Annotated in this window: 21 protein-coding genes; 9 read left to right on the top strand and 12 right to left on the bottom strand. The window is 72.9% G+C overall.

Annotation, left to right across the window (positions count from 1 at the left end; genetic code table 11):
* The first annotated feature begins 5 nt into the window (after positions 1 to 5).
* Positions 6 to 1,067, top strand: coding sequence for an acyl-CoA desaturase (locus tag B7C62_34615; GenBank protein ID ARF76853.1), 1,062 nt, complete (start codon positions 6 to 8; stop codon positions 1,065 to 1,067).
* Positions 1,068 to 1,182: 115 nt separating this feature from the next.
* Positions 1,183 to 1,365 (top strand): hypothetical protein, encoded by a 183-nt coding sequence (locus B7C62_34620; protein ARF76854.1) that lies wholly within the window; start codon positions 1,183 to 1,185, stop codon positions 1,363 to 1,365.
* Between the two features lie 52 nt (positions 1,366 to 1,417).
* On the opposite strand, the gene B7C62_34625 is transcribed toward B7C62_34620, so the two are convergent.
* On the bottom strand, positions 1,418 to 2,296 hold the full coding sequence (locus B7C62_34625) for a hypothetical protein (GenBank protein ID ARF76855.1): 879 nt from the start codon (positions 2,294 to 2,296) through the stop codon (positions 1,418 to 1,420).
* A gap of 236 nt (positions 2,297 to 2,532) precedes the next feature.
* Here B7C62_34625 and B7C62_34630 point away from each other — a divergent pair, with 236 nt between their 5' ends.
* Positions 2,533 to 3,441, top strand: coding sequence for a peptidase (locus B7C62_34630; GenBank protein ID ARF77518.1), 909 nt, complete (start codon positions 2,533 to 2,535; stop codon positions 3,439 to 3,441).
* Positions 3,442 to 3,508: 67 nt separating this feature from the next.
* On the opposite strand, the gene B7C62_34635 is transcribed toward B7C62_34630, so the two are convergent.
* From B7C62_34635 to B7C62_34655, 5 genes are all read right to left on the bottom strand, one after another.
* Positions 3,509 to 4,108, bottom strand: coding sequence for an SAM-dependent methyltransferase (locus tag B7C62_34635; GenBank protein ID ARF76856.1), 600 nt, complete (start codon positions 4,106 to 4,108; stop codon positions 3,509 to 3,511).
* Positions 4,109 to 4,339: 231 nt separating this feature from the next.
* Complete coding sequence (locus B7C62_34640) at positions 4,340 to 4,915, bottom strand: chemical-damaging agent resistance protein C (protein ARF76857.1); 576 nt, start codon at positions 4,913 to 4,915, stop codon at positions 4,340 to 4,342.
* Between the two features lie 218 nt (positions 4,916 to 5,133).
* Positions 5,134 to 5,298, bottom strand: a complete 165-nt coding sequence (locus B7C62_34645) for a Sec-independent protein translocase TatA (protein ID ARF76858.1) — start codon at positions 5,296 to 5,298, stop codon at positions 5,134 to 5,136.
* A gap of 105 nt (positions 5,299 to 5,403) precedes the next feature.
* Positions 5,404 to 8,181, bottom strand: coding sequence for a magnesium-translocating P-type ATPase (locus B7C62_34650; GenBank protein ID ARF76859.1), 2,778 nt, complete (start codon positions 8,179 to 8,181; stop codon positions 5,404 to 5,406).
* The gene (locus tag B7C62_34655) at positions 8,165 to 8,530 is read right to left on the bottom strand and encodes a transcriptional regulator (protein ID ARF76860.1); all 366 of its coding nucleotides are present in this window, start codon (positions 8,528 to 8,530) and stop codon (positions 8,165 to 8,167) included. The genes B7C62_34650 and B7C62_34655 overlap by 17 nt, the downstream gene beginning before the upstream one ends.
* A gap of 329 nt (positions 8,531 to 8,859) precedes the next feature.
* Here B7C62_34655 and B7C62_34660 point away from each other — a divergent pair, with 329 nt between their 5' ends.
* Positions 8,860 to 9,516, top strand: a complete 657-nt coding sequence (locus tag B7C62_34660; GenBank protein ID ARF76861.1) for an ATP-binding protein — start codon at positions 8,860 to 8,862, stop codon at positions 9,514 to 9,516.
* Positions 9,517 to 9,541: 25 nt separating this feature from the next.
* Here B7C62_34660 and B7C62_34665 read toward each other — a convergent pair whose 3' ends face one another.
* Entirely contained in the window at positions 9,542 to 9,970 is a 429-nt protein-coding gene (locus B7C62_34665; protein ID ARF76862.1) for a PPOX class F420-dependent enzyme, read from the bottom strand.
* 142 nt (positions 9,971 to 10,112) lie between these two features.
* Between B7C62_34665 and B7C62_34670 the strand changes: the two genes are divergently transcribed.
* The 4 genes from B7C62_34670 (at position 10,113) to B7C62_34685 (ending at position 13,251) form a co-directional block, all read left to right on the top strand.
* The gene (locus B7C62_34670; protein ARF76863.1) at positions 10,113 to 10,526 is read left to right on the top strand and encodes a dynein regulation protein LC7; all 414 of its coding nucleotides are present in this window, start codon (positions 10,113 to 10,115) and stop codon (positions 10,524 to 10,526) included.
* Between the two features lie 127 nt (positions 10,527 to 10,653).
* Positions 10,654 to 11,751 carry a hypothetical protein gene (locus tag B7C62_34675; GenBank protein ARF76864.1) on the top strand — a complete coding sequence of 366 codons (1,098 nt, stop codon included), beginning with the start codon at positions 10,654 to 10,656 and terminating at the stop codon, positions 11,749 to 11,751.
* A gap of 64 nt (positions 11,752 to 11,815) precedes the next feature.
* Entirely contained in the window at positions 11,816 to 12,304 is a 489-nt protein-coding gene (locus B7C62_34680; GenBank protein ID ARF76865.1) for a GNAT family N-acetyltransferase, read from the top strand.
* A gap of 287 nt (positions 12,305 to 12,591) precedes the next feature.
* On the top strand, positions 12,592 to 13,251 hold the full coding sequence (locus tag B7C62_34685; protein ID ARF76866.1) for a hypothetical protein: 660 nt from the start codon (positions 12,592 to 12,594) through the stop codon (positions 13,249 to 13,251).
* Positions 13,252 to 13,310: 59 nt separating this feature from the next.
* Here the strand turns inward: B7C62_34685 and B7C62_34690 are convergent, their stop codons facing one another.
* Entirely contained in the window at positions 13,311 to 15,467 is a 2,157-nt protein-coding gene (locus B7C62_34690; GenBank protein ARF76867.1) for a protein phosphatase, read from the bottom strand.
* 269 nt (positions 15,468 to 15,736) lie between these two features.
* Between B7C62_34690 and B7C62_34695 the strand changes: the two genes are divergently transcribed.
* Complete coding sequence (locus B7C62_34695) at positions 15,737 to 16,819, top strand: 3-hydroxyisobutyryl-CoA hydrolase (protein ID ARF76868.1); 1,083 nt, start codon at positions 15,737 to 15,739, stop codon at positions 16,817 to 16,819.
* 45 nt (positions 16,820 to 16,864) lie between these two features.
* Here B7C62_34695 and B7C62_34700 read toward each other — a convergent pair whose 3' ends face one another.
* From B7C62_34700 to B7C62_34715, 4 genes are all read right to left on the bottom strand, one after another.
* Positions 16,865 to 17,092 (bottom strand): hypothetical protein, encoded by a 228-nt coding sequence (locus tag B7C62_34700; protein ID ARF76869.1) that lies wholly within the window; start codon positions 17,090 to 17,092, stop codon positions 16,865 to 16,867.
* 74 nt (positions 17,093 to 17,166) lie between these two features.
* Positions 17,167 to 17,640, bottom strand: coding sequence for a hypothetical protein (locus B7C62_34705; GenBank protein ARF76870.1), 474 nt, complete (start codon positions 17,638 to 17,640; stop codon positions 17,167 to 17,169).
* A 97-nt stretch (positions 17,641 to 17,737) separates the two neighbouring features.
* A complete protein-coding gene (locus B7C62_34710; GenBank protein ID ARF76871.1) occupies positions 17,738 to 18,253 on the bottom strand; it encodes a polyketide cyclase in 516 nt (171 codons plus the stop codon).
* Between the two features lie 262 nt (positions 18,254 to 18,515).
* Positions 18,516 to 19,118, bottom strand: coding sequence for a hypothetical protein (locus B7C62_34715; GenBank protein ID ARF77519.1), 603 nt, complete (start codon positions 19,116 to 19,118; stop codon positions 18,516 to 18,518).
* Positions 19,119 to 19,126 lie beyond the last annotated feature (8 nt).

A 19,126-nucleotide genomic window follows, 5' to 3' on the forward strand; every position in this document is an offset into this window, starting at 1 on the left:
ACGTCATGCCCCAGGCGACAGCCACCGTCGCGGCCCCCGCCGACGACAGCAGACCGGACCGTACCGGACTCCCGGCCACCGGCAGCGATTTCGCCCCGCTGCTGCGTGCCGTCAAAGGGCAGGGACTCCTCGAACGGCGCACCGGCCGGTATGCCGCCGACATCGCGGCAAACCTGGTGGCCCTGGGCGGGGTGGTGACCGCGTTGGTCCTGCTGGGCGACACCTGGTGGAGCCTGCTCCTGGCCCCTCCGCTGGCGGTCCTGTGGGCCCGGACCGCCTTTGTCGCCCATGACGCGGGCCATGCCCAGATATCCGGCGACCGCAGGACGAGCCGGCTGATCGGCCTGGTCCACGCCAATCTGCTCCTCGGCATGAACGAGGCGTGGTGGAACGACAAGCACGTACGGCACCACGCCAACCCCAACCACGTCGACAAGGACCCCGATGTCGGTGTTGGAGCCCTTGTCTGGACCCAGAAGCAGGCGGCAGGACGTGAAGGGTTCGCCCGCTGGCTGGCCCGCAACCAGGCACGGCTGTTCTTCCCCATGCTGTTGCTGGAAGGCATCGCGCTGAAGGTGTACGGGTTCCAGTTCCTGCGCCACCAGCCGGCCCGGGAGCGGGCCGTGTCCGCCGTGCTGATGACCGCGCACCTCGCGCTGTACACGACCCTGCTGCTGACCACGCTTTCGCCGGGCAGGGCCGTCGTCTTCGCGCTGCTGCTGCACGCGGTGTTCGGCCTCCATCTGGGGATGGCCTTCGCTCCGAACCACAAGGGCATGGAGATGCCCGACCCGGACGGGGACCGCTGGAGCCATCTCCAGCGCCAGGTCCTGACCTCGCGCAATGTGCGCGGCACGATCCTCACCGACTGGTTCCTCGGCGGCCTGAACTACCAGATCGAGCACCATCTGTTCCCCAGCATGCCCCGGCCCCATCTGCGGCTGGCACAGCCCCTGGTCAAGGAGCACTGCAGGAGCATCGGCATGCCGTACACGGAAACCGGACTCGTGGAGTCCTACCGGCAGGCCCTGGCCCATATGCACGAGGTCGGCGAGCCGCTGCGATGACGGGTGCCACAGGGGACGGCACGGAGGACGGTGTGGGGGCGGCATGGGGAACGTAAAGACGCACGGACGCGTTGACAGGACAGGAGCGGCGTCGGCCGCGAAGGAGGCGTGGACCATGTCGAACGGTGCGAAGGTCGCTGTCGTGGGGGTGGTGGCTGCGGCCGTCCTGTGGCCCCTGATCGGATTCTGGTGGGCGCTCCTGGTGGTGATCGGCGTCCCCGTCGCGGGCTATCTGCTGCTGGACCCGTCCCAGCGGCGCAGGCTCCGCAGGATCAACCGCAGGGAGATCGGCCGCTGAGGCTGAGGCAGGGCACTCCGGGGCTTCGAGTCCGGCCTCGCTCACGGGCGGCTCAGGCCGGATGTGAGGCCAGCGCTTCCAGGGCCTCCAGGAGGCCGGGAAGCGCCGGGCCACGGCCCACGGGCAGGATCTCGCCCGGCTCCTCGTCCAGCAGGATCAGCGCGATGTCATCGGTCCTGGCGACCATCGACCACCCGGGACCGTCGACGCGCAGGGTGCGTGTATCGGCGGAGGCGAAGACGGAGCGGATACGTCCGGGCGGCGGCGGATTCCGCGTATAGGCGAGCGCCTCGGACAACGCCCGCCGCACACCGGGATGCCGCCCGCTCACGGCGGAACCGGGCACAGCACCCCCACCACCGTCCCCTTCCCCTTCTCTCCCTTCCCCGCCCTCCGGCTCATCGCCCTCCAGCTCATCGGCTCCCTCCCCGCCCGGCCTCAGGAACTCCGCGTCGTCGATCTGCTCACGCCACAGCGCCCACCGCTCCGCGACCTCGTCGGCCCCGAGCCGTCGCTGTGCCGGGCCCCAGGTGCTCGTGTCCGGAGGAGCCAGCGGCGCGGGGCCCACCCCGTCCGTCTCCGGATCGTGCGGAGCGGGCACCCCGGGCGCGGCGACCGCCAGGGCCAGCGGCCAGCCCGGCAGCGCGCACACCACGGAGCGGCCGTCGGGGGAGAGGTCGTACTCCATACCGCAGTCCCACGCGGCGATCGCCACCGCCACCAGGGAGACATCCTCCACGACCACGGTCCAGCGGGCCCCGTCGGCGTCCTGCCCGAGGACGAGGCCGTACCCCTCCTCGTACGGTTCGAGGGCGAGCGCACCGCACGCGGCCACATAGTCGTCGCCCAGCACACTCGGGAACCGCGCGGGAGTCAGCAGCACCGCGGTCAGCACCAGCAGCGCGTCGTCGTCGGCGTCCGCACCGGCCACAGTGTCCCTCCCCGTCCCCGATCCGTCAGCGCCCGGCCACCCGTCACCCGGGCCCCGGCCCCGCTCCGTCCGTCGGCGCACCTTAACTACCCGGTAACCCCGCCGTCGAGGCCCCGGACACACAACGACGGGCCCGGGCCGCCACCGTTTGCGCCGGGTCACCGGGGCCGGGAAGGGCCGGAGCGTACGGGGCGGTCCGCGTAAGGTTGGAGCTCCGGACGAACGAGGGGAAGAGCATGGTTCAGCGGTACGACCGGCTGAAAGAGATTCAGCGACTGGACCCGGATCGGGACTTCCTGGAGATCTACCGCCTCACCGTCACCTACGAGTTCCCGTGGGACATCACCCGCGCCCTCGAACTGGCCCTCTACCGCACCTATGCCGTGCCCGGCATCGGCCGACTCCTCGATGAGACGGCGGAGCTGACGGAGCGTTCGCAGAAGCGGTACGACGACACCGCGCTGCTCCTCGACACCGTGGTGGAGCACGGATTCGACACCGAGGAGGGCCGTACGGCCATCCGCCGGATCAACCAGATGCACCGCAGCTACGCCATCAGCAACGACGACATGCGCTATGTCCTGTGCACCTTCGTCGTCACCCCCAAGCGCTGGCTGGACGACTTCGGCTGGCGTCGGCTCTCCGACCACGAGCTGCGGGCCTTCGCCGCCTACTACCGCACGCTGGGCACCCGGATGGGCATCAAGGACGTCCCGCAGAGCTACGAGGACTTCGAGCGCACCCTCGACACCTACGAGCACGAGCACTTCGGCTGGGACGAGGGGGCCCGCCGGGTCTCCGACGCCACCCTGGCGCTCATGGCCTCCTGGTACCCGGCACCGCTGGCCCCCGTGGTGCGCGGGGCGAGCCTCGCGCTCCTGGACGACTCGCTGCTGCGGGCGTTCCGCTACGAGCGTCCGGGACCCGTGGCCCGCGGGCTGACCCGGGGCGCGCTGCGTCTGAGGGCCCGCGCCGTCCGGCTCCTGCCGCCCCGGCGGAAACCGCACTACGCGCGCCAGAACCCCGAGATCAAGGGATATCCGGACGGTTACGAGATTGCCGCCCTCGGCACGTTCCCCACCCCGGGCGTGCGAGGCTGCCCGGTTCCCGGCCACCGGCGCCCGTCGGAGGTGTCCGCCGAGTGATTCCGGGCGGGCCGCCGCCCCGTTCCCGTACGACGGCGAGACCTCGGGTACGGGGCGGGGCCGGTCGTCAGGGTTCGCGTACGGCGAGGGCGAGGAAGCGGTCGTCCTCGTCGGTGTAGGAGTCCAGCCGCCATCCGGAACCGGCCAGCAGTGCCCGCAGCCGGGGCTCGGCCCGCAGGTCGTCCCCGGTGACGGCGCGCCCGTGCCGCGCGGCCAGGGCGGCACGGCCGATCGGGTGGAACAGGGCCAGCACCCCGCCCGACCGCACCACCCGGGCGAGCTCCGCCGTATCGGCCTCGGGGCGGGCCAGGTGCGAGATCAGCCCCGCCCCGAACACCGCGTCCAGCACCCCGTCGCGCAGCGGCAGCCGTGCGACATCGGCGCGGAGCAGGGTGCCGCACTTCCCCCGCCCCGCCCGGGCCGCTTCTTCCAGCATCGCGGGCGTGAGGTCGGCGCCCAGCACCGTGCCCTGCGGCCCGACGGCCGCGCGCAGGGCCGGAAGGGCACGGCCGGTACCGCAGCCCGCGTCGAGCACGGCGTCCCCCGGCCGCAGTCCGAGCCGGCCGACCGCGGCCCCATAGGCCGGGCCGTCATCGGGAAACCGGCTGTCCCAGCCGGCCGCGCGCGGGGTGAAGAAGTCCAGGACACGGGTGTGGTCATCGGCCATGCGGACATGATCGCGCAGTCGGCGCCCGGACGGAACGGAACGAGGCGGAAGAGAGGCGGAAGGGGAGCGGAACGGAGACGGACACCCGGCTGCCCGGGCCTCCGGGGCGAGTCCGGCGCCGGACTCTCAGGGACGGGCCCGGCTGCCCGGACACACGGGGACGGGCCCGGCGCCCGGACGGAACGGACGTGCCGAGCTGTTCCGTCCGGGCACCGGGAAGAGGTCTCCCGCTCAGACGTTGACGCCGTAGTCGGACGCGATGCCGGCGAGCCCCGAGGCGTACCCCTGGCCGACGGCCCGGAACTTCCACTCCACGCCGTGCCGGTACAGCTCGCCGAAGACCATCGCGGTCTCGGTCGACGCGTCCTCGCTCAGGTCGTAGCGGGCCAGCTCGACGCCGTTCGCCCGGTTCACCACGCGGATGAACGCGTTGCGCACCTGGCCGAAGCTCTGGCCCCGGCTCTGCGCGTCATGGATGGAGACCGGGAACACGATCTTCGCGATCTCGGCCGGGACCGAGGCCAGGTCCACCTCGACCGACTCGTCGTCGCCCTCGCCCTCACCCGTCAGGTTGTCACCGGTGTGGCGGACGGAACCGTCCGGGCTGGTGAGGTTGTTGTAGAAGACGAAGTGGGCGTCGGAGAGGACCTTGCCCGCCTCGGAGCACAGCAGCGCACTGGCGTCCAGGTCGTGATCGGCCCCGGTCGTGGTCCGTACGTCCCAGCCGAGACCGACCGTCACGGCCGTCAGGCCGGGGGCCTCCTTCGACAGGGAGACGTTGCCGCCCTTCGCCAGGCTCACACCCATGAATATCCTCCAGTGTTCCGTCGGTCCGCACGTCCGATCGGCCGGTCCCTGTGACCGGTCGATCCCTTGATCCTGCGATCCGTGCTGCGTTGCTGTCACTACATGTGGCCGCTACTGGTACGAACGCCCCGCGCGGCCTTCAAGGTTCCCGGATTGCGCAAGCCGTGAAATGAACGGCGGCCGGATGCCCGGCCCGGGATGCCGGACATCCGGGGGAATCAGCGGGCTTCCTCGTCCTTCATGGCCTTCGCCTCGCTCCTGAGGATGCGCATCGACTTCCCCAGGGCGCGGGCGGTGTCCGGCAGCTTCTTCGAGCCGAAGAGCACGACCACCACGATGGCCAGGATCAACAGGTGCCAGGGCTCCAGGCCGTTGCGCAACATTCTGGTCCCGCCCTTCTCTCTGCTCGCGTCCCTCTGACTGCGCGGCAATAGTTGCCGCATTGCGCAACTGTACAACTGTGCTGCGGAAGCGGAACGGCCGCCCCCTCAGTGCTCCGTGCCGCCCTCCCGTACGCCCCGCTCCGGCTCGACGCCGGACGCATGGCGACGCTCGTAACGCCTCCGCGCCGCCGTGAGCCCCACCGCGTACAGGCCCAGCACCGAGCCGAGCAGCAGGTAGTAGAGGGGAGGCAGGGCGCTCATGCCGAGCAGCGGACCCAGCGGGGTCAGGGGGAGCAGGACGCCGACCACCGCGAGCCCCGCCGCCGCTGCCCGCAGCGGTCCGCCCGCCCGGCGCTCGGCGGCGCTGCGGCCGGTCCGCAGCAGGACCATCACGAGCGCCTGGGTCAGCAGGTTCTCGGTGAACCACCCGGCGTGGAACGCCGCCTCGCCGTCCGTCCCGGCCGCGTTGTGCAGGGCGAGCGCGAGCACACCGAAGGTGGCGAGGTCGGCGGCGGCGTTGAGCAGCCCGAAGCCGGTGATGAAGCGCAGGAAGTCACGTGACCGCAGCACGCTGGGCCGACGCAGGGCGGCCGCCGCCGGGCGGTCGAACGCGAAGGCGAGCTGCGCCGCGTCGAAGCACAGGTTCTGCACCAGCACCTGCGCCGGGAGCATGGGAAGGAAGGGCAGCATCAGCCCGGCCGTCAGCATCGCGATGACGTTGCCCAGGTTGGAGGAGAGGGTGATGCGGAGATAGGTGGCGATGTTCCCGCTGCTGTGCCGCCCCGCCAGCACCGCACGGTCGATCGCGGTGAGGTCCTTCTCCGCCAGCACGACGTCGGCGGCCTCGCGCGCCACGTCGACCGCGTTGCGCGGACAGATGCCGACATCGGCGGCGTGCAGCGCGGGCAGGTCGTTGACCCCGTCGCCGAGAAAGCCGGTCGTGCGCCCGGCGGACCGCAGCGCCGAGACGATCCGGGCCTTGTGCGCGGGGGTGCAGCGCGCGAACACGGTCGCCCGGTCGGCGACCCGCGCCAGCTCCGCGTCCGACAGGGTGTCCACCAGCTCGGCCGTCACCACATCGCCGTACCCGCCCGCCGTATCCGTGCCCGCGCCCGTGCGCAGGCCCAGGTCCTCGCACGCGCGGGCCGCCGTGCCCGGGTGGTCACCGGTCAGGACCTTGACGGTGATGCCCCGCAGGGCCAGCACACCGAGGGCGTCGGCGGCGCTCGGTGCGGGGACGTCCCGCAGCGCGACCAGGCCCACGAAGGTCAGCCCGCGTTCGTCCGCGGGGGTGTACGCCCCCGCCCGCGCGGGCCGGTCGGCCCGCGCCACGGCCAGCAGACGCAGCCCCGACTCCGCCTTGCGGTCGGCGAGGGCGAGCAGCCGCTCCCGCTCGTCCCCGTCCATCGCGCACCGTTCGAGCACCGCCTCCACGGCCCCCTTGGTCACCAGGGTGTGCACGCCGAGCCGGCCGGGCCGCCGGAGCACCGCCGTCGCGACCCGGCGCACCGGATCGAACGGCAGCGCCGCCACACCCTCGTACGCGACGGCGGTCTCCCCGGGACCGGCCTCCTCCGCGGCGTCCAGCACCGCTTCGTCGAGGGCGTCCGGCGCGGGCAGCTCCGCCAGCTGGAGGGTCCACAGCGCACTGAGCGCCGCCCACCGCAGCACCTCGGGATCGGGCGCGTCCGAACCGTCGGTCGCCTCCTCGACGACGGGCCGGTCCTCGGTCAGCGTGCCCGTCTTGTCCAGGCACAGCACATCGACGGCGCCCAGGTCGTGCAGGGCGGGCAGCCGTTTGACGATGACTCCGCTGGTACGGGCGAGCCGGGCCGCACCCCGCGCCAGCGCCGTCGTGACGATGACGGGCAGCATCTCCGGGGTGAGCCCCACCGCCACGGCGACGGCGAACGGCAGTGTCTCCAGGCCCCGGCCGCGCAGCGCCGCGTTGGCCATCAGCACCAGCGGCGGGGTCAGCAGCATGAACCGGATCAGCGTCCAGGAGATCCCCTGCACCGAACGGTCGAAGGCGCTGGCACCCCGCTGCCGGGCCCGGCCGTCGTGCGCTGCGGCGAACCGGGTCCGCCCTCCGGTGGCCACGATCACCGCCGTACCGCTGCCGGAGGTCACGCTGCTGCCCTGGAAGCACAGCTGCGGCTGAGCGAAGGGCCCGGCCCGGGCGAGCGTGGGATCGGGGGCGTCGAGCGGATGCTTCGCCACCGGCGCCGACTCCCCGGTCAGGGCCGACTGGTGCACCGTGAGCCCTCCGGCACGCAGGACCTGCACATCGGCCGGTACGAGGTCGCCCGGACCCAGCCGGATCACATCGCCCGGCACCAGATCGGCCACCGGCACGTCCCGCTCCCTGGGCGGAGCATCGGCCGAGGAGCGGCGCACGACGGTCGCCGTGGTCGCCACCAGTTCCCTGAGCGCCGCCGTCGAACGGTCGGCCCGGTGCTCCTCGGTCGAGCGCAGCAGACAGCTGACCGCGACGAGGGCGAGGATCACACAGGCCGTGCCCCACGCGGAGACGGCGGCGGAGACCAGCCCCAGGCAGAGCAGTACGGAAGTGAACGGGTCCCGGAGGCTGCGGACGAAGCGCCGGGGCCAGGGCACCGGCCGCCAGGCGGGCAGCACGTTCTCGCCGTACCGGGCGAGCCGCTCCTCGGCCCGTGCCTCCACCAGCCCGCGCGGTCCGCTGTCCAGCGAGCGCAGTATCTGCAGGGAGGTCTTCACCCGGGGGGATTCCGGTCCGGTGCCGGAGGAGGGGGCGTGGGCACCGGCGACCGGCGAGGCGGCCGGGAACGGTGTCACGGAGGCCGAAGTGCCGGGGGCGGTACGGCCGGGTCCCGCGGCTGCGCTGCCCTCAGGCACCGAGTTCACGCAGGCGGACGGGCTCCTGGGGCGGGTGCCCGGCGCGCTCGGCGAGCTGGCCGACCATGAGCCGGACGACCGTGACCACGCCGGGGTCGTCGACCAGGTAGACCTGCCTGCGGCCCTCGCGGCGGGAGCGCACGAGACCGGCCAGCTTGAGCTTCGTCAGATGCTGGCTGACCGACGGGAGCGTGCCCCCGACCCGCTCGGCGAGGCCCGTCACATCGCTCTCGCCCTGCGCCAGCGCCCACACGATGTGCAGCCTCGCGGGTGTTGCCAGGAGCCCGAACGCGGCCGCGGCCTCGGCCAGCACCTCGGCGGGCGGGTCCTGGAAGCCGCCGCCGGTCCCTGTTGGCACTCTTGTCTCTCCCGTCCGTGGGCCGCCCGCGCGGACCCGCCGCCGCATCCGTCGCCGCGGCCGAAAGGAACCAGTGTAGAGGCCGTGCCGAGCCCACCCGGAGCCGTGCCGGGCGCACACCGACTGCCGTACAGGCCACAAGAGTCCACAAGCCGGGCGGCAGAGGGGCGGGAAACGGCAGGAGTGAGCGAGCGGAATCCGCATCGGTCAACAACGATCAACCCGCTCGGACCGGGCCGCCGGTTGCCATGCTGGGCCCGTAGCGATGTCCGAACGGCTGAACCGAGCTTCGCCAGAGGTGTGCGGCTCACTCGCGGGAGAAGTGGTCGATGTCCTCCGAGCACGTCGAAAGCACGCACGGCACGCACGGCACGCACGACACCCACAGCGCTCACAGCGCTCACGGGGACGGCGACGACACCGCGATGGCCCTGAAGATTCTGGTGGCGGGCGGGTTCGGAGCCGGGAAGACGACGCTCGTCGGCGCGGTCAGTGATATCCGGCCGCTGCGGACGGAGGAGCCGCTGAGCGAGGCCGGGCGGGGACTGGACGACACGGAAGGGGTGGCGCGGAAGACCGCCTCGACCGTAGCGATGGATTTCGGCCGTATTACCATCCACGCCGGTCTGTCGCTGTACCTGTTCGGCACACCGGGGCAGGACCGCTTCTGGTTCCTGTGGGACGAGCTGTCCGAAGGCGCGCTGGCAGCGGTCGTCCTCGCCGACACCCGGCGCCTGGAGGACTGCTTCGCGGCCGTCGACTACTTCGAGCGTCGGCGCATACCGTTCGTCGTCGCCGTCAACCGCTTCCCCGGGGCGCGCGCCTACGCGGCGCAGGATGTGTCCCACGCCCTTGACCTGGACCGGGGCACCCCCGTCGTGCTCTGCGACGCCCGTGACCGCGACTCCGGGAAGGACGTCCTGATCCGTACGGTCGAGTACGCCGGGCGCATGCACACCGCCCGGCTCCTCGACGCCGTCGGCTGACCGGCCGACGGCGGACCGCAGCCGGTCAGTCCGCCATGTCGGCCAGGGCGATGACCTTGTCGATCCGCACCCGCACCACCAGTTCACCGGGTACGCCGTTGCGCCGGCCGAACTCCTCGGCGGCCTCCGGCCCGACATAGCGCCCGGCGATCCGCGTCGCCCACCGCAGCAGCTCCTCGGGGTCCTCGCTCAGCTCCGCCCGCCCCTGCACCACGGCGAACGCGTACGGCGGCCGGTCGTCGTCGACGCACAGGGAGACCCGCCCGTCGCGCTCCAGATTGCGGCCTTTCACACTCTTTTTGCCGGTGTTGAAGACCAGGGAGTCACCGTCGAGGAGGAACCAGACGGGCGCGATGTGCGGACTGCCGTCGGCCCGTACGGTTGACACCTTCGCGGTGCGGGTCCCCTCGGAGAGGAAGGCCCGCCATTCTTCGTCGGTCATGTGGTGTGCCATGCGTCCATCCTGGGGCCGATGCGGGCATGGCGCGAAGCGGCACCCCGGGCCGCGAGGGGCGCTTGCCCCTGCGGAAGCGGTGCGCAAGGCTTACGCGCGTAGCGGGGGGCACGGGGAACGAAGGTACGGGGAGGACGAGCAGATGACGCTTGACCGGGGACTCGACTGGCTCCTGGACGACCTCACCAGCAGGGTGCGGTTCATACGGCACGCCCTGGTGCTGTCGAACGACGGCCTGGTCACCGGGGCCAGCACCGGACTGGCCCGCGAGGATGCCGAACACCTGGCCGCGGTCTCCTCCGGCCTGCACAGCCTGGCCCGGGGGTCGGGGCGCCACTTCCGGGCCGGACGGGCCCGCCAGACCATGGTCGAGTTCGACGAGGCCCTGCTCTTCGTGACCGCGGCGGGCGACGGCAGCTGCCTGTGCGTGCTGACCGAGGCCGAGGCCGACGTGGGCCAGGTGGCGTACGAGATGACCCTGCTCGTCAACCGGGTCGGCGAGCACCTCGGCGTATCCGTCCGCCAGAGCGGCCCCGGGGAGCTGGACCCCTTCTGACCCCTCCCACCTCTCTGACCTGCTTCTTTCCTGGATCTGAAGAGGTTATCCACAGGCTCGGGCGGAAGTGACCCGGCCGGGCTACCGTGATCACGGAGAGTATTCGAGGTTCACGGGGAGGACGATCATGACGGTCGAGGAAGCGGTCCGCGCGCATGCCGGAGATGCCGCCGCGGGGGACGGGCCGGAGGGCCGGGACACCGGGGTCGGCCGGGACGACGGGCGGGTGCGCGCGTCGCCCGGCGGTGCGGCGGCCACCGTGGCCTCCGGCCGTGCGGCACAGGAACTGGGGCTGCGGCGCGGTGAGTTCGAGCTCGCGGTGCATCTCGGGCTGATCACCGTGGTCGCCGCACCCGGCGCCGGGCGGCCACGGGTGCACGAGCGGGAGATCGCGCGCCTGCGGGAGCGGCCGGGGTTCCCCGACGATCTGGCGGAGCGGGTGCGCACCGTCGGTACGGCGGACGGCGCGGCGCTGCTCGGCATCGCTCCCGCGCGCTTCACCCGGCTGGCCCGGGCGGGCTGCGTCTCACCGGTCACGTTCTATCTGAACCGGTATCGCGCGGTCGTCTGGCTCTATCTCGCGGACGAACTGGCCGCGTTCGCGGCGCGGGAGCCCGATCTGCTCGCCGGGCGGACGCCTCCCGGCATGCGCACGATGCTGGAGGCGGGGGACGACCGGAGGGCGCGGAACTGGCGGTCCCAGCGGATCGACCGGCTGCTGAACCGCACCCGCGACCCCTGGGCGCGCGCGGCGGTGGAGGCATCGGCGCTGGACTCCGCGCATCTGGCGGAAGTGGTGGAGGACCCCTACGAACGGGCCTATCTCGTACGGGTGCGGCCGGAGCCCGTCTTCGGACGGCCGGGCTCCGTGGCGGCCAGGGAGACCCTGGGGGAGCTGATGCTGGCGGACGACCCCGACGAGATCCTGTGGCGGCGGATCAACCTCACTCTGGAGCTGGACCGCGCCCGTGAGGACCGGCCCGCACCGCACCCGGGCGACGATCCCGGGCCCGGGAGGACGCCCGCCCCGGCCCCCACCCCACGCGCGACGCCACCGCAGCCCCCACCCGCCGCCGGGCCGACACCGGCTTCACCGACCTCATCGGCCCCGCAGCCCCCGCCGCTCCCGTCGTCTCCTGCCGGGGACGTGCCCTCCCGCGTACCGGAGGTGAGCGCAAAGGGACTGCTGGCCCGGCTGCGACGGCGTCGGCGGGGCGACCGGTAGGGCGACGGGCGGGCGGCGAACATACCGATCGCGGACAGGCGTTCGAGTCGGGCATCATGTCCGCATGCTGATCAGGGAAGCCACCACCGAGGACTGGGCCGCCATCTGGCCGTTCTTCCGTACCGTCGTCGCCGCGGGCGAGACCCTCACCTATCCGCTCGACCTCGGGAAGGAGGAGGCACGGGGATGGTGGTACGTCGCCGCGCCGAACCGCGTCGTCGTGGCCGTCGACGAAGCGGGAACGGTCCTCGGTACGGCGAAGATGAACCGGAACCACATGGGCAACGGTTCGCACGTCGCCAGCGCCACGTACATGGTCGACCCCGACCGCTCGGGCAGGGGCGTGGGACGGGCCCTGTGCGAGTACTCGGTCGAGTGGGCCCGCGCGTCGGGCTTCCGGTCGATGCAGTTCAACGCGGTGGTAGAGACGAACACCCGCGCGGTCAAGCTGTACGAGTCGATCGGCTTCGAGGTGATCGGAACCCTCCCCGAGGGCTTCAACCACCCGACCGAGGGCTATGTGGGGCTGCACATCATGCACAAGGCCCTCTGAAGCCCGTACGGCGTCGCCTTGTACGGCGTCGGTCCCGCATTGCATCCGCCCCGTACGGCGTCGCCGCCGCAGCCGCATCCGGGCACTGCCCGCCCGGCCCGGCCACTTGACCCACTGTTTGCCGACGGTGGCGTGAAGCGACTGTCCGCCTTGTGCGAAGTGGCGGAGGTATGGGTGCAGTTGGTTCGTGAGGCGGCGCACGGGGCGACTGCACCCTCCCGGGGCGATGGCAGTACTGTGCGCCCCACCGCCATTCGGGCGATGAGATCCAGCTGGAGGAAGTACCCATGATCATTTCCAGGAGGTCGTGGCGTGGCGCGGGAGCACTCGTGGCCGCCGCGGTCGTCGGTCTGACCGGAGGCGTCATCTCCGCCGGTCCGGCCATGGCCCACACGCCCACGTGGTCCGTGACCTGTTCCGAGGTGACGGTCGACCTCAAGGACTACACGAGCGGCGTCCCCAACACGGTGACCGTCTCCGTGGACGGCAAGGACCTGCTGCCCACCCGGACGTTCGACCGTGAGTTCCACGAGAAGCTCACGCTTCCCGAGCACTCCGCGCCGGTGACCGTCCGACTGGTCGTCAAGGACGCGGGCGAAGGCGGCAAGCACTCGCTCGACGAGACGAAGACGGCCGAGGTGTGCGAGGGGACGACTCCCTCGCCGACGCCGCCCTCGCCGACCCCGACCGTCACCGAGCCGACCCCGACCGAGTCGACGCCGTCGGAGACCCCGGGCACGCAGACGCCCGAGCCGAGCACCACCCCCAGCGGGCAGCCTTCGGAGTCCGCTCCCGCCGTTCCCGCCCCGAGCCCCACCACGCCGGATCTGGCCGAGACCGGTTCCTCCTCCGCCACGCCGGTCATAGGCGCTGCCGCCCTCGCGGTTCTGCTCGCAGGCGGCGGCATCCTGTGGGCCGTCCGCAAGCGGCGCACCTCCGAGAACTGACCCCGGACACTCGGCGGCCGAGGGGCGTGCCGCACCGCTGAAGGCGGTGCGGCACGCCCTCATCGCCGCCCGGCGGGCGGGGCCTGCGCCTCGGCGGCCGACGGAGGTGCGGCGGTGGCGGGCGGGGGAGCGGGGCCGATCTCGCACCAGACGGCCTTGCCCTCACCGCGGGGTTCGATGCCCCAGCGGGTGGCCACCGCGTCGAGCAGGAGCAGCCCCCGGCCCGACGTCGACGTCTCGCCCGGGGTACGCCGCCGGGGCCAGGCGCTCGACCGGTCCTGGACCGAAAGCCTGATCCGCCGCACCGGCTCGGGCAGCACCTCCAGGGTCAGGACCGCCCCGCCCTCGGTGTGCAGCAGCACGTTCACCAGCAGCTCACCCGTGACCAGTTCGGCGTCGTCGGCGAACTCGCCCATGTCCCAGTCGGCGAGCGCCTGGCGCACGATCGCCCGGGCGTCCGACAGCCCCTCCGGGTCCGCCTGATGGATGTACTGGTGCAGCCGGGGCGCGTGCGAGGACCCCACATCGGGGCTGCGCCGCAGGACCAGGAGGGCCACGTCGTCCCCCGACCCCCACCGTTCCCAGAGCCGGTCCGAGAGATGGTCGGCCAGCGCCTCGGCCCCCGCGGGCCCGGCGCTCACCTCGTTCCGCAGCGCCTCCACCCCGGTGTCCAGATCGGCGCCCGGCTCCTCCACCAGACCGTCCGTGTACAGGACGAACGTCTCCCCGGGCACCAGGTCGAGCCGGGTCTCCGGATACTCCTCGTCCTTGAACTCCGTGGAGATCCCCAGCGGCAGCCCGCCGCGCACCTGCGGACTGCCGACCCGCCCGTCGGTATGCCGGATCAGCGGCCCGAGGTGCCCGGCCCGGACCACCCGGGCCGCCCCCGTCGCCAGGTCGACCTGGGCGTAGGTGCAGGTGGCGAAGCGATCGGTGTCCAGTTCGGAGAGGAAGCGGGAGGCCCGCGCCAGCACGGTCGCCGGGGGATGCCCCTCGGCCGCGTACGCACGCAGGGCGATGCGCAACTGGCCCATGATCGCGGCGGCATGGGTGTCGTGCCCCTGGACGTCCCCGACGACGAGCCCGTAACGGTTCTTGGGCAGCGAGATCACGTCGTACCAGTCGCCGCCGACCTGCCGCCCGCTCCACGCCGCGTGGTAGCGCACCGCGATCTCGCCGCCCTCGATGTCCTGTATGCGGGGCGGGAGCATCGCGGACTGGAGCTGGGTGGCGAACTCCCGCTCCTCGTCGAAGAGCATCGCCCGCTGGAGGGACTGGGCCACGATGGCCGCGAGGCCCAGGCACAGAATCCGCTCGTCGGCGTTGAAGACCGTGCGCTCGCGGTAGAAGAGCGCGAGCCCGCCGAGCGACCGGGCCTGGGCCACCAGCGGCAGATAGGCGGCGGCCCGGAACCTCAGCTTCCCCAGATGCGGCTCCAGCACCGGATACCGCCGCGCCAGCGCCGCCAGGGACGTGATGAACCGCGGACGCCCGCTGCGGATGGCGTCCGCCAGCGGAAGGTTGCGCTCCAGGTCCCCGGAACCGAGCCCGTCGAGCGCCTCCAGCGACTCGCCGCTCAGCGCCACGATGTTCAGCGCGGAGTTCTCCACCAGCCCCAGGGCCAGCCCGTCCGCCCCCAGCCGGGCCAGTCCGCCCGGACCGGTGAGCGCGGCCGTCACATCGTCCACGGTCACCGCACGCGACATCGCGCTCGTCGTGCGCTCGACGATGCTGGTCTGACGCTGCCGCCGCTTTTCCAGATCGAGCACGAAGGCCGAATGGGTGACTTCCGCCGTCGCGTCGCGCACGATCCCCACGATCCGGTGGGCCTTTCCGTCCTTCGAGCGCAGGACGCGGGCCTGGACATGAGTCCACTGGGGCGTCCCGTCGTCCAGCGGAACCCGGAAGTGGACATTGAAGGAATTGGTGCCGCCGGTGATCGCCTCGTCGATCGTGACATCCAGCCGGGCCCGCTCCGCCGGCTCCAGCCGCTCCACCAGCGCGCCGGGGCTCGCGTCGAACGTCGCCGGGTCCACACCGAAGACCGCGAGCCCCGCGTCGTCGATGTCCAGGGTCCGGGTGTCGAGGTCCCAGTCGAAGCTGCCGGTCCGGTTCATGGCGAGGCGCTCCGCCGGCCCGATCTCACCGTTGGTCTTCCCGTCGGTCCGGCGGAGCGGAGCGGCTTCGGCGTCCTGCCGCTGTTCGTGGTCGGTCATGCATGCTCCGGAGGTCGTCCGGCGGGGCGCGCGGCGACGCGCCCCGTAGTCCTCAATTGTCGAGCCGCTTCCACCGGAGTGCCACAGCGGATCACCACCGGTTTGCCCTCCGGAACGCACGGAGCAGCGCCTGCCGCAACTCCTGTCCCGGCCCCCTCGCGCACCCCCCCCGAACCAGCCCGCCCGCCCCCCCGTGTCCCGAGCGGGGCCGGGGAGTCGCAGAATGGCAGCCCCAGGTCTCCACCGTGCCCAGTGATCGGAGCGCACACATGACCGACGACCGGCCCGTCCTGCTGGAGACCCGGGGGAGCTCCCTCCACATCGTCCTGAACCGCCCCCGCGCCATCAACGCCCTCACCCACACCATGGTGCGGCTGCTCGACGAGGCGCTCACCGGCGCCGAACAGGACCGGACCGTCACCTCGGTGGTCCTGACCGGAGCGGGCGACCGGGGCCTGTGCGCGGGCGGCGACATCCGCGCCCTCCACGACGACACCCGCGCCGGAGGCCGCGCGTCGCTGGGGTTCTGGCGCGACGAGTACCGCCTCAACGCCCGCATCGCCCGGTTCCCCAAGCCGTACGTCGCCCTGATGGACGGCATCGTGATGGGCGGGGGAGTCGGGGTCTCTGCCCACGGCTCCCTCCGGGTCGTCACGGAACGCTCCCGGGTCGCCATGCCCGAGACCGGCATCGGCTTCGTCCCCGATGTCGGCGGCACCCACCTGCTGGCCGCCGCCCCCGGCGAACTGGGCACCCACCTGGCCCTCACCGGCCGTAGCGCCGGGGCGGCCGACGCCCTCCTGTGCGGCCTCGCCGACCACTACGTACCCACCCTGCGGCTGCCGGAGCTCACCGAAGCCGTGGCCGCGGCGACGACCGCCGACGAGGTGGCGCAGGCGGTACGGGGCTCCGCCGGGGAACCGCCCGCCGGTGAACTCGCCGCGCAGCGCGACTGGATCGACGCCTGCTACGCGGCGGACACCGTCGAGGAGATCGTCCGGCGGCTCCACGACAGCGCTGCCCCCGCGGCGGCCGGGGCGGCGGCGGAGCTCTCGGGCCGGTCGCCCCTGGCGCTCAAGGTCACGCTCGCCGCCCTGCGCCGGGCCGCCCGCCTCGACAGCCTGGAAGCCGTCCTCGACCAGGAGTTCCGCGTCTCCGGCCGGGTACGCGAGGAGCCCGACTTCGTGGAGGGCGTACGCGCCCGGATCATCGACAAGGACGGCAGCCCGCAGTGGAAACCGGCCACCCTCGCCGAGGTGGACGACAGCGCGGTCGCCCGCTTCTTCGCCCCCCTCGGACCGGGTGAGCAGGAGCTCGGCCTCGCCCCCGGCACCGCCGACGGGACGACCTGAGACCGAGCCCCGACCACAGCCCCTCCCTCTGGACCGCTTCCCTTCCTACCGGTCGCTGCCGGACAGGCTCGGCTGCAACTCCCGCACCAGGGCGAACAGCCGGTCCTCGTTCCCCGCCAGCCCCGCGCCGCTCAGGGCCCGGTCGGCCTCCCGCATCGGTGAGGTGAGCAGCGGCAGGTACAGGGGTGCGTCTTCCGGGTCCGAGAGCGCGGCCCGGGTGGCCTCCAGCAGGCGGACGTACGCCTGCGCCGCGGCGAGCTCGTCTTTGTCCATCTCAGCGTCTCCTGGTCAGAGGTGTCGGACCGTCAAGCATCTCCTACGGGTCTGACAACGCCCCTCCGAGCCGGTCAGCGCACCCCGGGAACTCCCGCCGGTGGCTCAACCTCCAGATACCGCCGCCTGCGAGGACCCCGGTAGAGCAGCACGGTCCAGCCGAGCCCGCGCAGCACCTCGGCGCACTCGGCCAGCGCCTCCTCCTCGTGGTGGGCGGCGCCGCTGCCCGGCGGCCCGGCCCAGTCGACCCGTACCGACCTCGCCGCCTCACCCGCCCGCACCCGGTACCCGGCCGACACCCGGCGGCCCGACGCGTCAACGGCCGACGGAGCCGCCCCGGAACTCTCCAGGGCCAACGCGACCGCCCGCACCGGCCGGTGCAGCTCCCACGGGGCCGGACCGGCCCGCCCGCCGCCGGTCAGACGGCGGATCTGGAGCAGCCCCTCGAAGGCGGTCCGCACCGAAGCGGCGCGCGCCTCGGCGCTCCCGGCGAGCGGCGGCCCGTCCCCGGTCGCGGGTTCGAAACCGGTGCTCTCCCCACTGCCCATCCGTCCCCCTGAACTCGGACCACGCGTACGGGCCCAGTGTGCACCGGGGCAGTGACACCGCCCGGCGGCCGGAGCGGGACGTGCGCGGCGGCATGGTTCAGACCGCTCCCCGGAAGTCCTCCTCCACGGCGGCCTTGAGACGCTTGAGGGTGGTCCGGATGTTGCCGCGCTGGAACTGGGCGAAGGTCTTCCCGCCCGTCGCGACGCGATCGAAAGCGCCCGCCAGGAAGTCCGGCCAGGAACGCCGGTCGTCGGTCCAGGTCTCCGTCACCCGGGTCCCGCCGTCCACCGCTTCGAAGCGGTACTCCCAGGTGGCGATCGGCCCGGGAAGCCGGGGCCGCCGCAGGCCGATGGCGTGGACCCGGAAGGCGAAGCGCTCACCCGGGTCGGCCGCCGTCACGGTGCAGCGGGTCGTCCAGCTCATGGCGCCGCGCTTGTTCCGGCCCTCGAAGACCATGCCGACGTACGCGTCGCGCCGCTCACCCCGGACGGTCGCTCCCCGGTTCTCGGGGCTCCACCGGCCCATCGTGGTGGGGTCGCTGAGCCGGTCGTACACCTGTGCCGGAGGCGCGTCGATGACGATGCTGTCCGCCACGGACATGGTGCGGGGCATGGCGCAACTCCTTGTCCACGGTCGTCGTCGGGCCGTACCCGGGGCCGGACGGACCGTGGCGCCGACATCCCGGGCCCACACCTTACTCACGAGTAGCTACGTCTGTGGAGACGCGGGAGCACACCAGGGCCCCGCATCGGAGCCTGGGCATCCGAGCCCCCCGGCATTCGAGCCTCCTGGCACCAGAACCTCTGCACCAGATCCCCCGGCACCAGCCCCTCTGCACCAGACCTCCCCCGGCACCAGAGCCCCGGCACCCAGGTCACCGGGCCCGCCGCTCCCGCCGGTTCGCCACCCGCACCCGTACATCGGCCGGGAGATCGCGTACGCCCGCGCAGCGACGCGCGTCCTCGACGACCCCGGCGGCCACCCGGCGCACCACTTCCGCGGGCCGCGCCTCGGGCTCCACGACCAGCGTCACCGACGCCCGCAGCGGCCGGCCCGCCAGCCGTACCCGGGCGCGCGCCACACCGTCGACCCCGGCCGCCTGCGAGGTCATCGCCCGCTCCCACGCCCGCCGCCGCAGCGTGAGACCGGCACCCCGCAGACCGACCCACCGGGGACCGGCCGTCGACACCTGGGCCGCGAACCACCGGACCGACAATGCCAGTACGAGGGTGAGCGCCACGATCACCACAGGCGTCCACCACCCGCTCTCCCGCAGCCGGGCCAGCCCGCCGCGATCCAGCAGCACCCTTTCGGCCGCGCGCCCGGACCACCAGCCCGGCACTTCGCGCCCCGCCCGGCCCAGCCCCGAACCGTCCCCGACGGCCAGCAGGGTCCCGCCGCCCAGCAGGGCCAGGCCGACCGTTCCGAGCAGCACCCGGTTCACCGCGCCACGCCCGATCACCGACCTGCCTCCCACACCGCCGC

It is taken from the genome of Kitasatospora albolonga, from assembly GCA_002082585.1.
Taxonomy (GTDB): domain Bacteria; phylum Actinomycetota; class Actinomycetes; order Streptomycetales; family Streptomycetaceae; genus Streptomyces; species Streptomyces stephensoniae.

Coding starts and splice junctions, on each gene's coding strand:
- B7C62_34615 (ARF76853.1), top strand. CDS start 6: ATGCCCCAGGCGACAGCCACCGTCGCGGCCCCCGCCGACGACAGCAGA.
- B7C62_34620 (ARF76854.1), top strand. CDS start 1,183: ATGTCGAACGGTGCGAAGGTCGCTGTCGTGGGGGTGGTGGCTGCGGCC.
- B7C62_34630 (ARF77518.1), top strand. CDS start 2,533: ATGGTTCAGCGGTACGACCGGCTGAAAGAGATTCAGCGACTGGACCCG.
- B7C62_34635 (ARF76856.1), bottom strand. CDS start 4,108: ATGGCCGATGACCACACCCGTGTCCTGGACTTCTTCACCCCGCGCGCG.
- B7C62_34640 (ARF76857.1), bottom strand. CDS start 4,915: ATGGGTGTGAGCCTGGCGAAGGGCGGCAACGTCTCCCTGTCGAAGGAG.
- B7C62_34645 (ARF76858.1), bottom strand. CDS start 5,298: ATGTTGCGCAACGGCCTGGAGCCCTGGCACCTGTTGATCCTGGCCATC.
- B7C62_34660 (ARF76861.1), top strand. CDS start 8,860: ATGTCCTCCGAGCACGTCGAAAGCACGCACGGCACGCACGGCACGCAC.
- B7C62_34665 (ARF76862.1), bottom strand. CDS start 9,970: ATGGCACACCACATGACCGACGAAGAATGGCGGGCCTTCCTCTCCGAG.
- B7C62_34670 (ARF76863.1), top strand. CDS start 10,113: ATGACGCTTGACCGGGGACTCGACTGGCTCCTGGACGACCTCACCAGC.
- B7C62_34675 (ARF76864.1), top strand. CDS start 10,654: ATGACGGTCGAGGAAGCGGTCCGCGCGCATGCCGGAGATGCCGCCGCG.
- B7C62_34680 (ARF76865.1), top strand. CDS start 11,816: ATGCTGATCAGGGAAGCCACCACCGAGGACTGGGCCGCCATCTGGCCG.
- B7C62_34685 (ARF76866.1), top strand. CDS start 12,592: ATGATCATTTCCAGGAGGTCGTGGCGTGGCGCGGGAGCACTCGTGGCC.
- B7C62_34690 (ARF76867.1), bottom strand. CDS start 15,467: ATGACCGACCACGAACAGCGGCAGGACGCCGAAGCCGCTCCGCTCCGC.
- B7C62_34695 (ARF76868.1), top strand. CDS start 15,737: ATGACCGACGACCGGCCCGTCCTGCTGGAGACCCGGGGGAGCTCCCTC.
- B7C62_34700 (ARF76869.1), bottom strand. CDS start 17,092: ATGGACAAAGACGAGCTCGCCGCGGCGCAGGCGTACGTCCGCCTGCTG.
- B7C62_34705 (ARF76870.1), bottom strand. CDS start 17,640: ATGGGCAGTGGGGAGAGCACCGGTTTCGAACCCGCGACCGGGGACGGG.
- B7C62_34710 (ARF76871.1), bottom strand. CDS start 18,253: ATGCCCCGCACCATGTCCGTGGCGGACAGCATCGTCATCGACGCGCCT.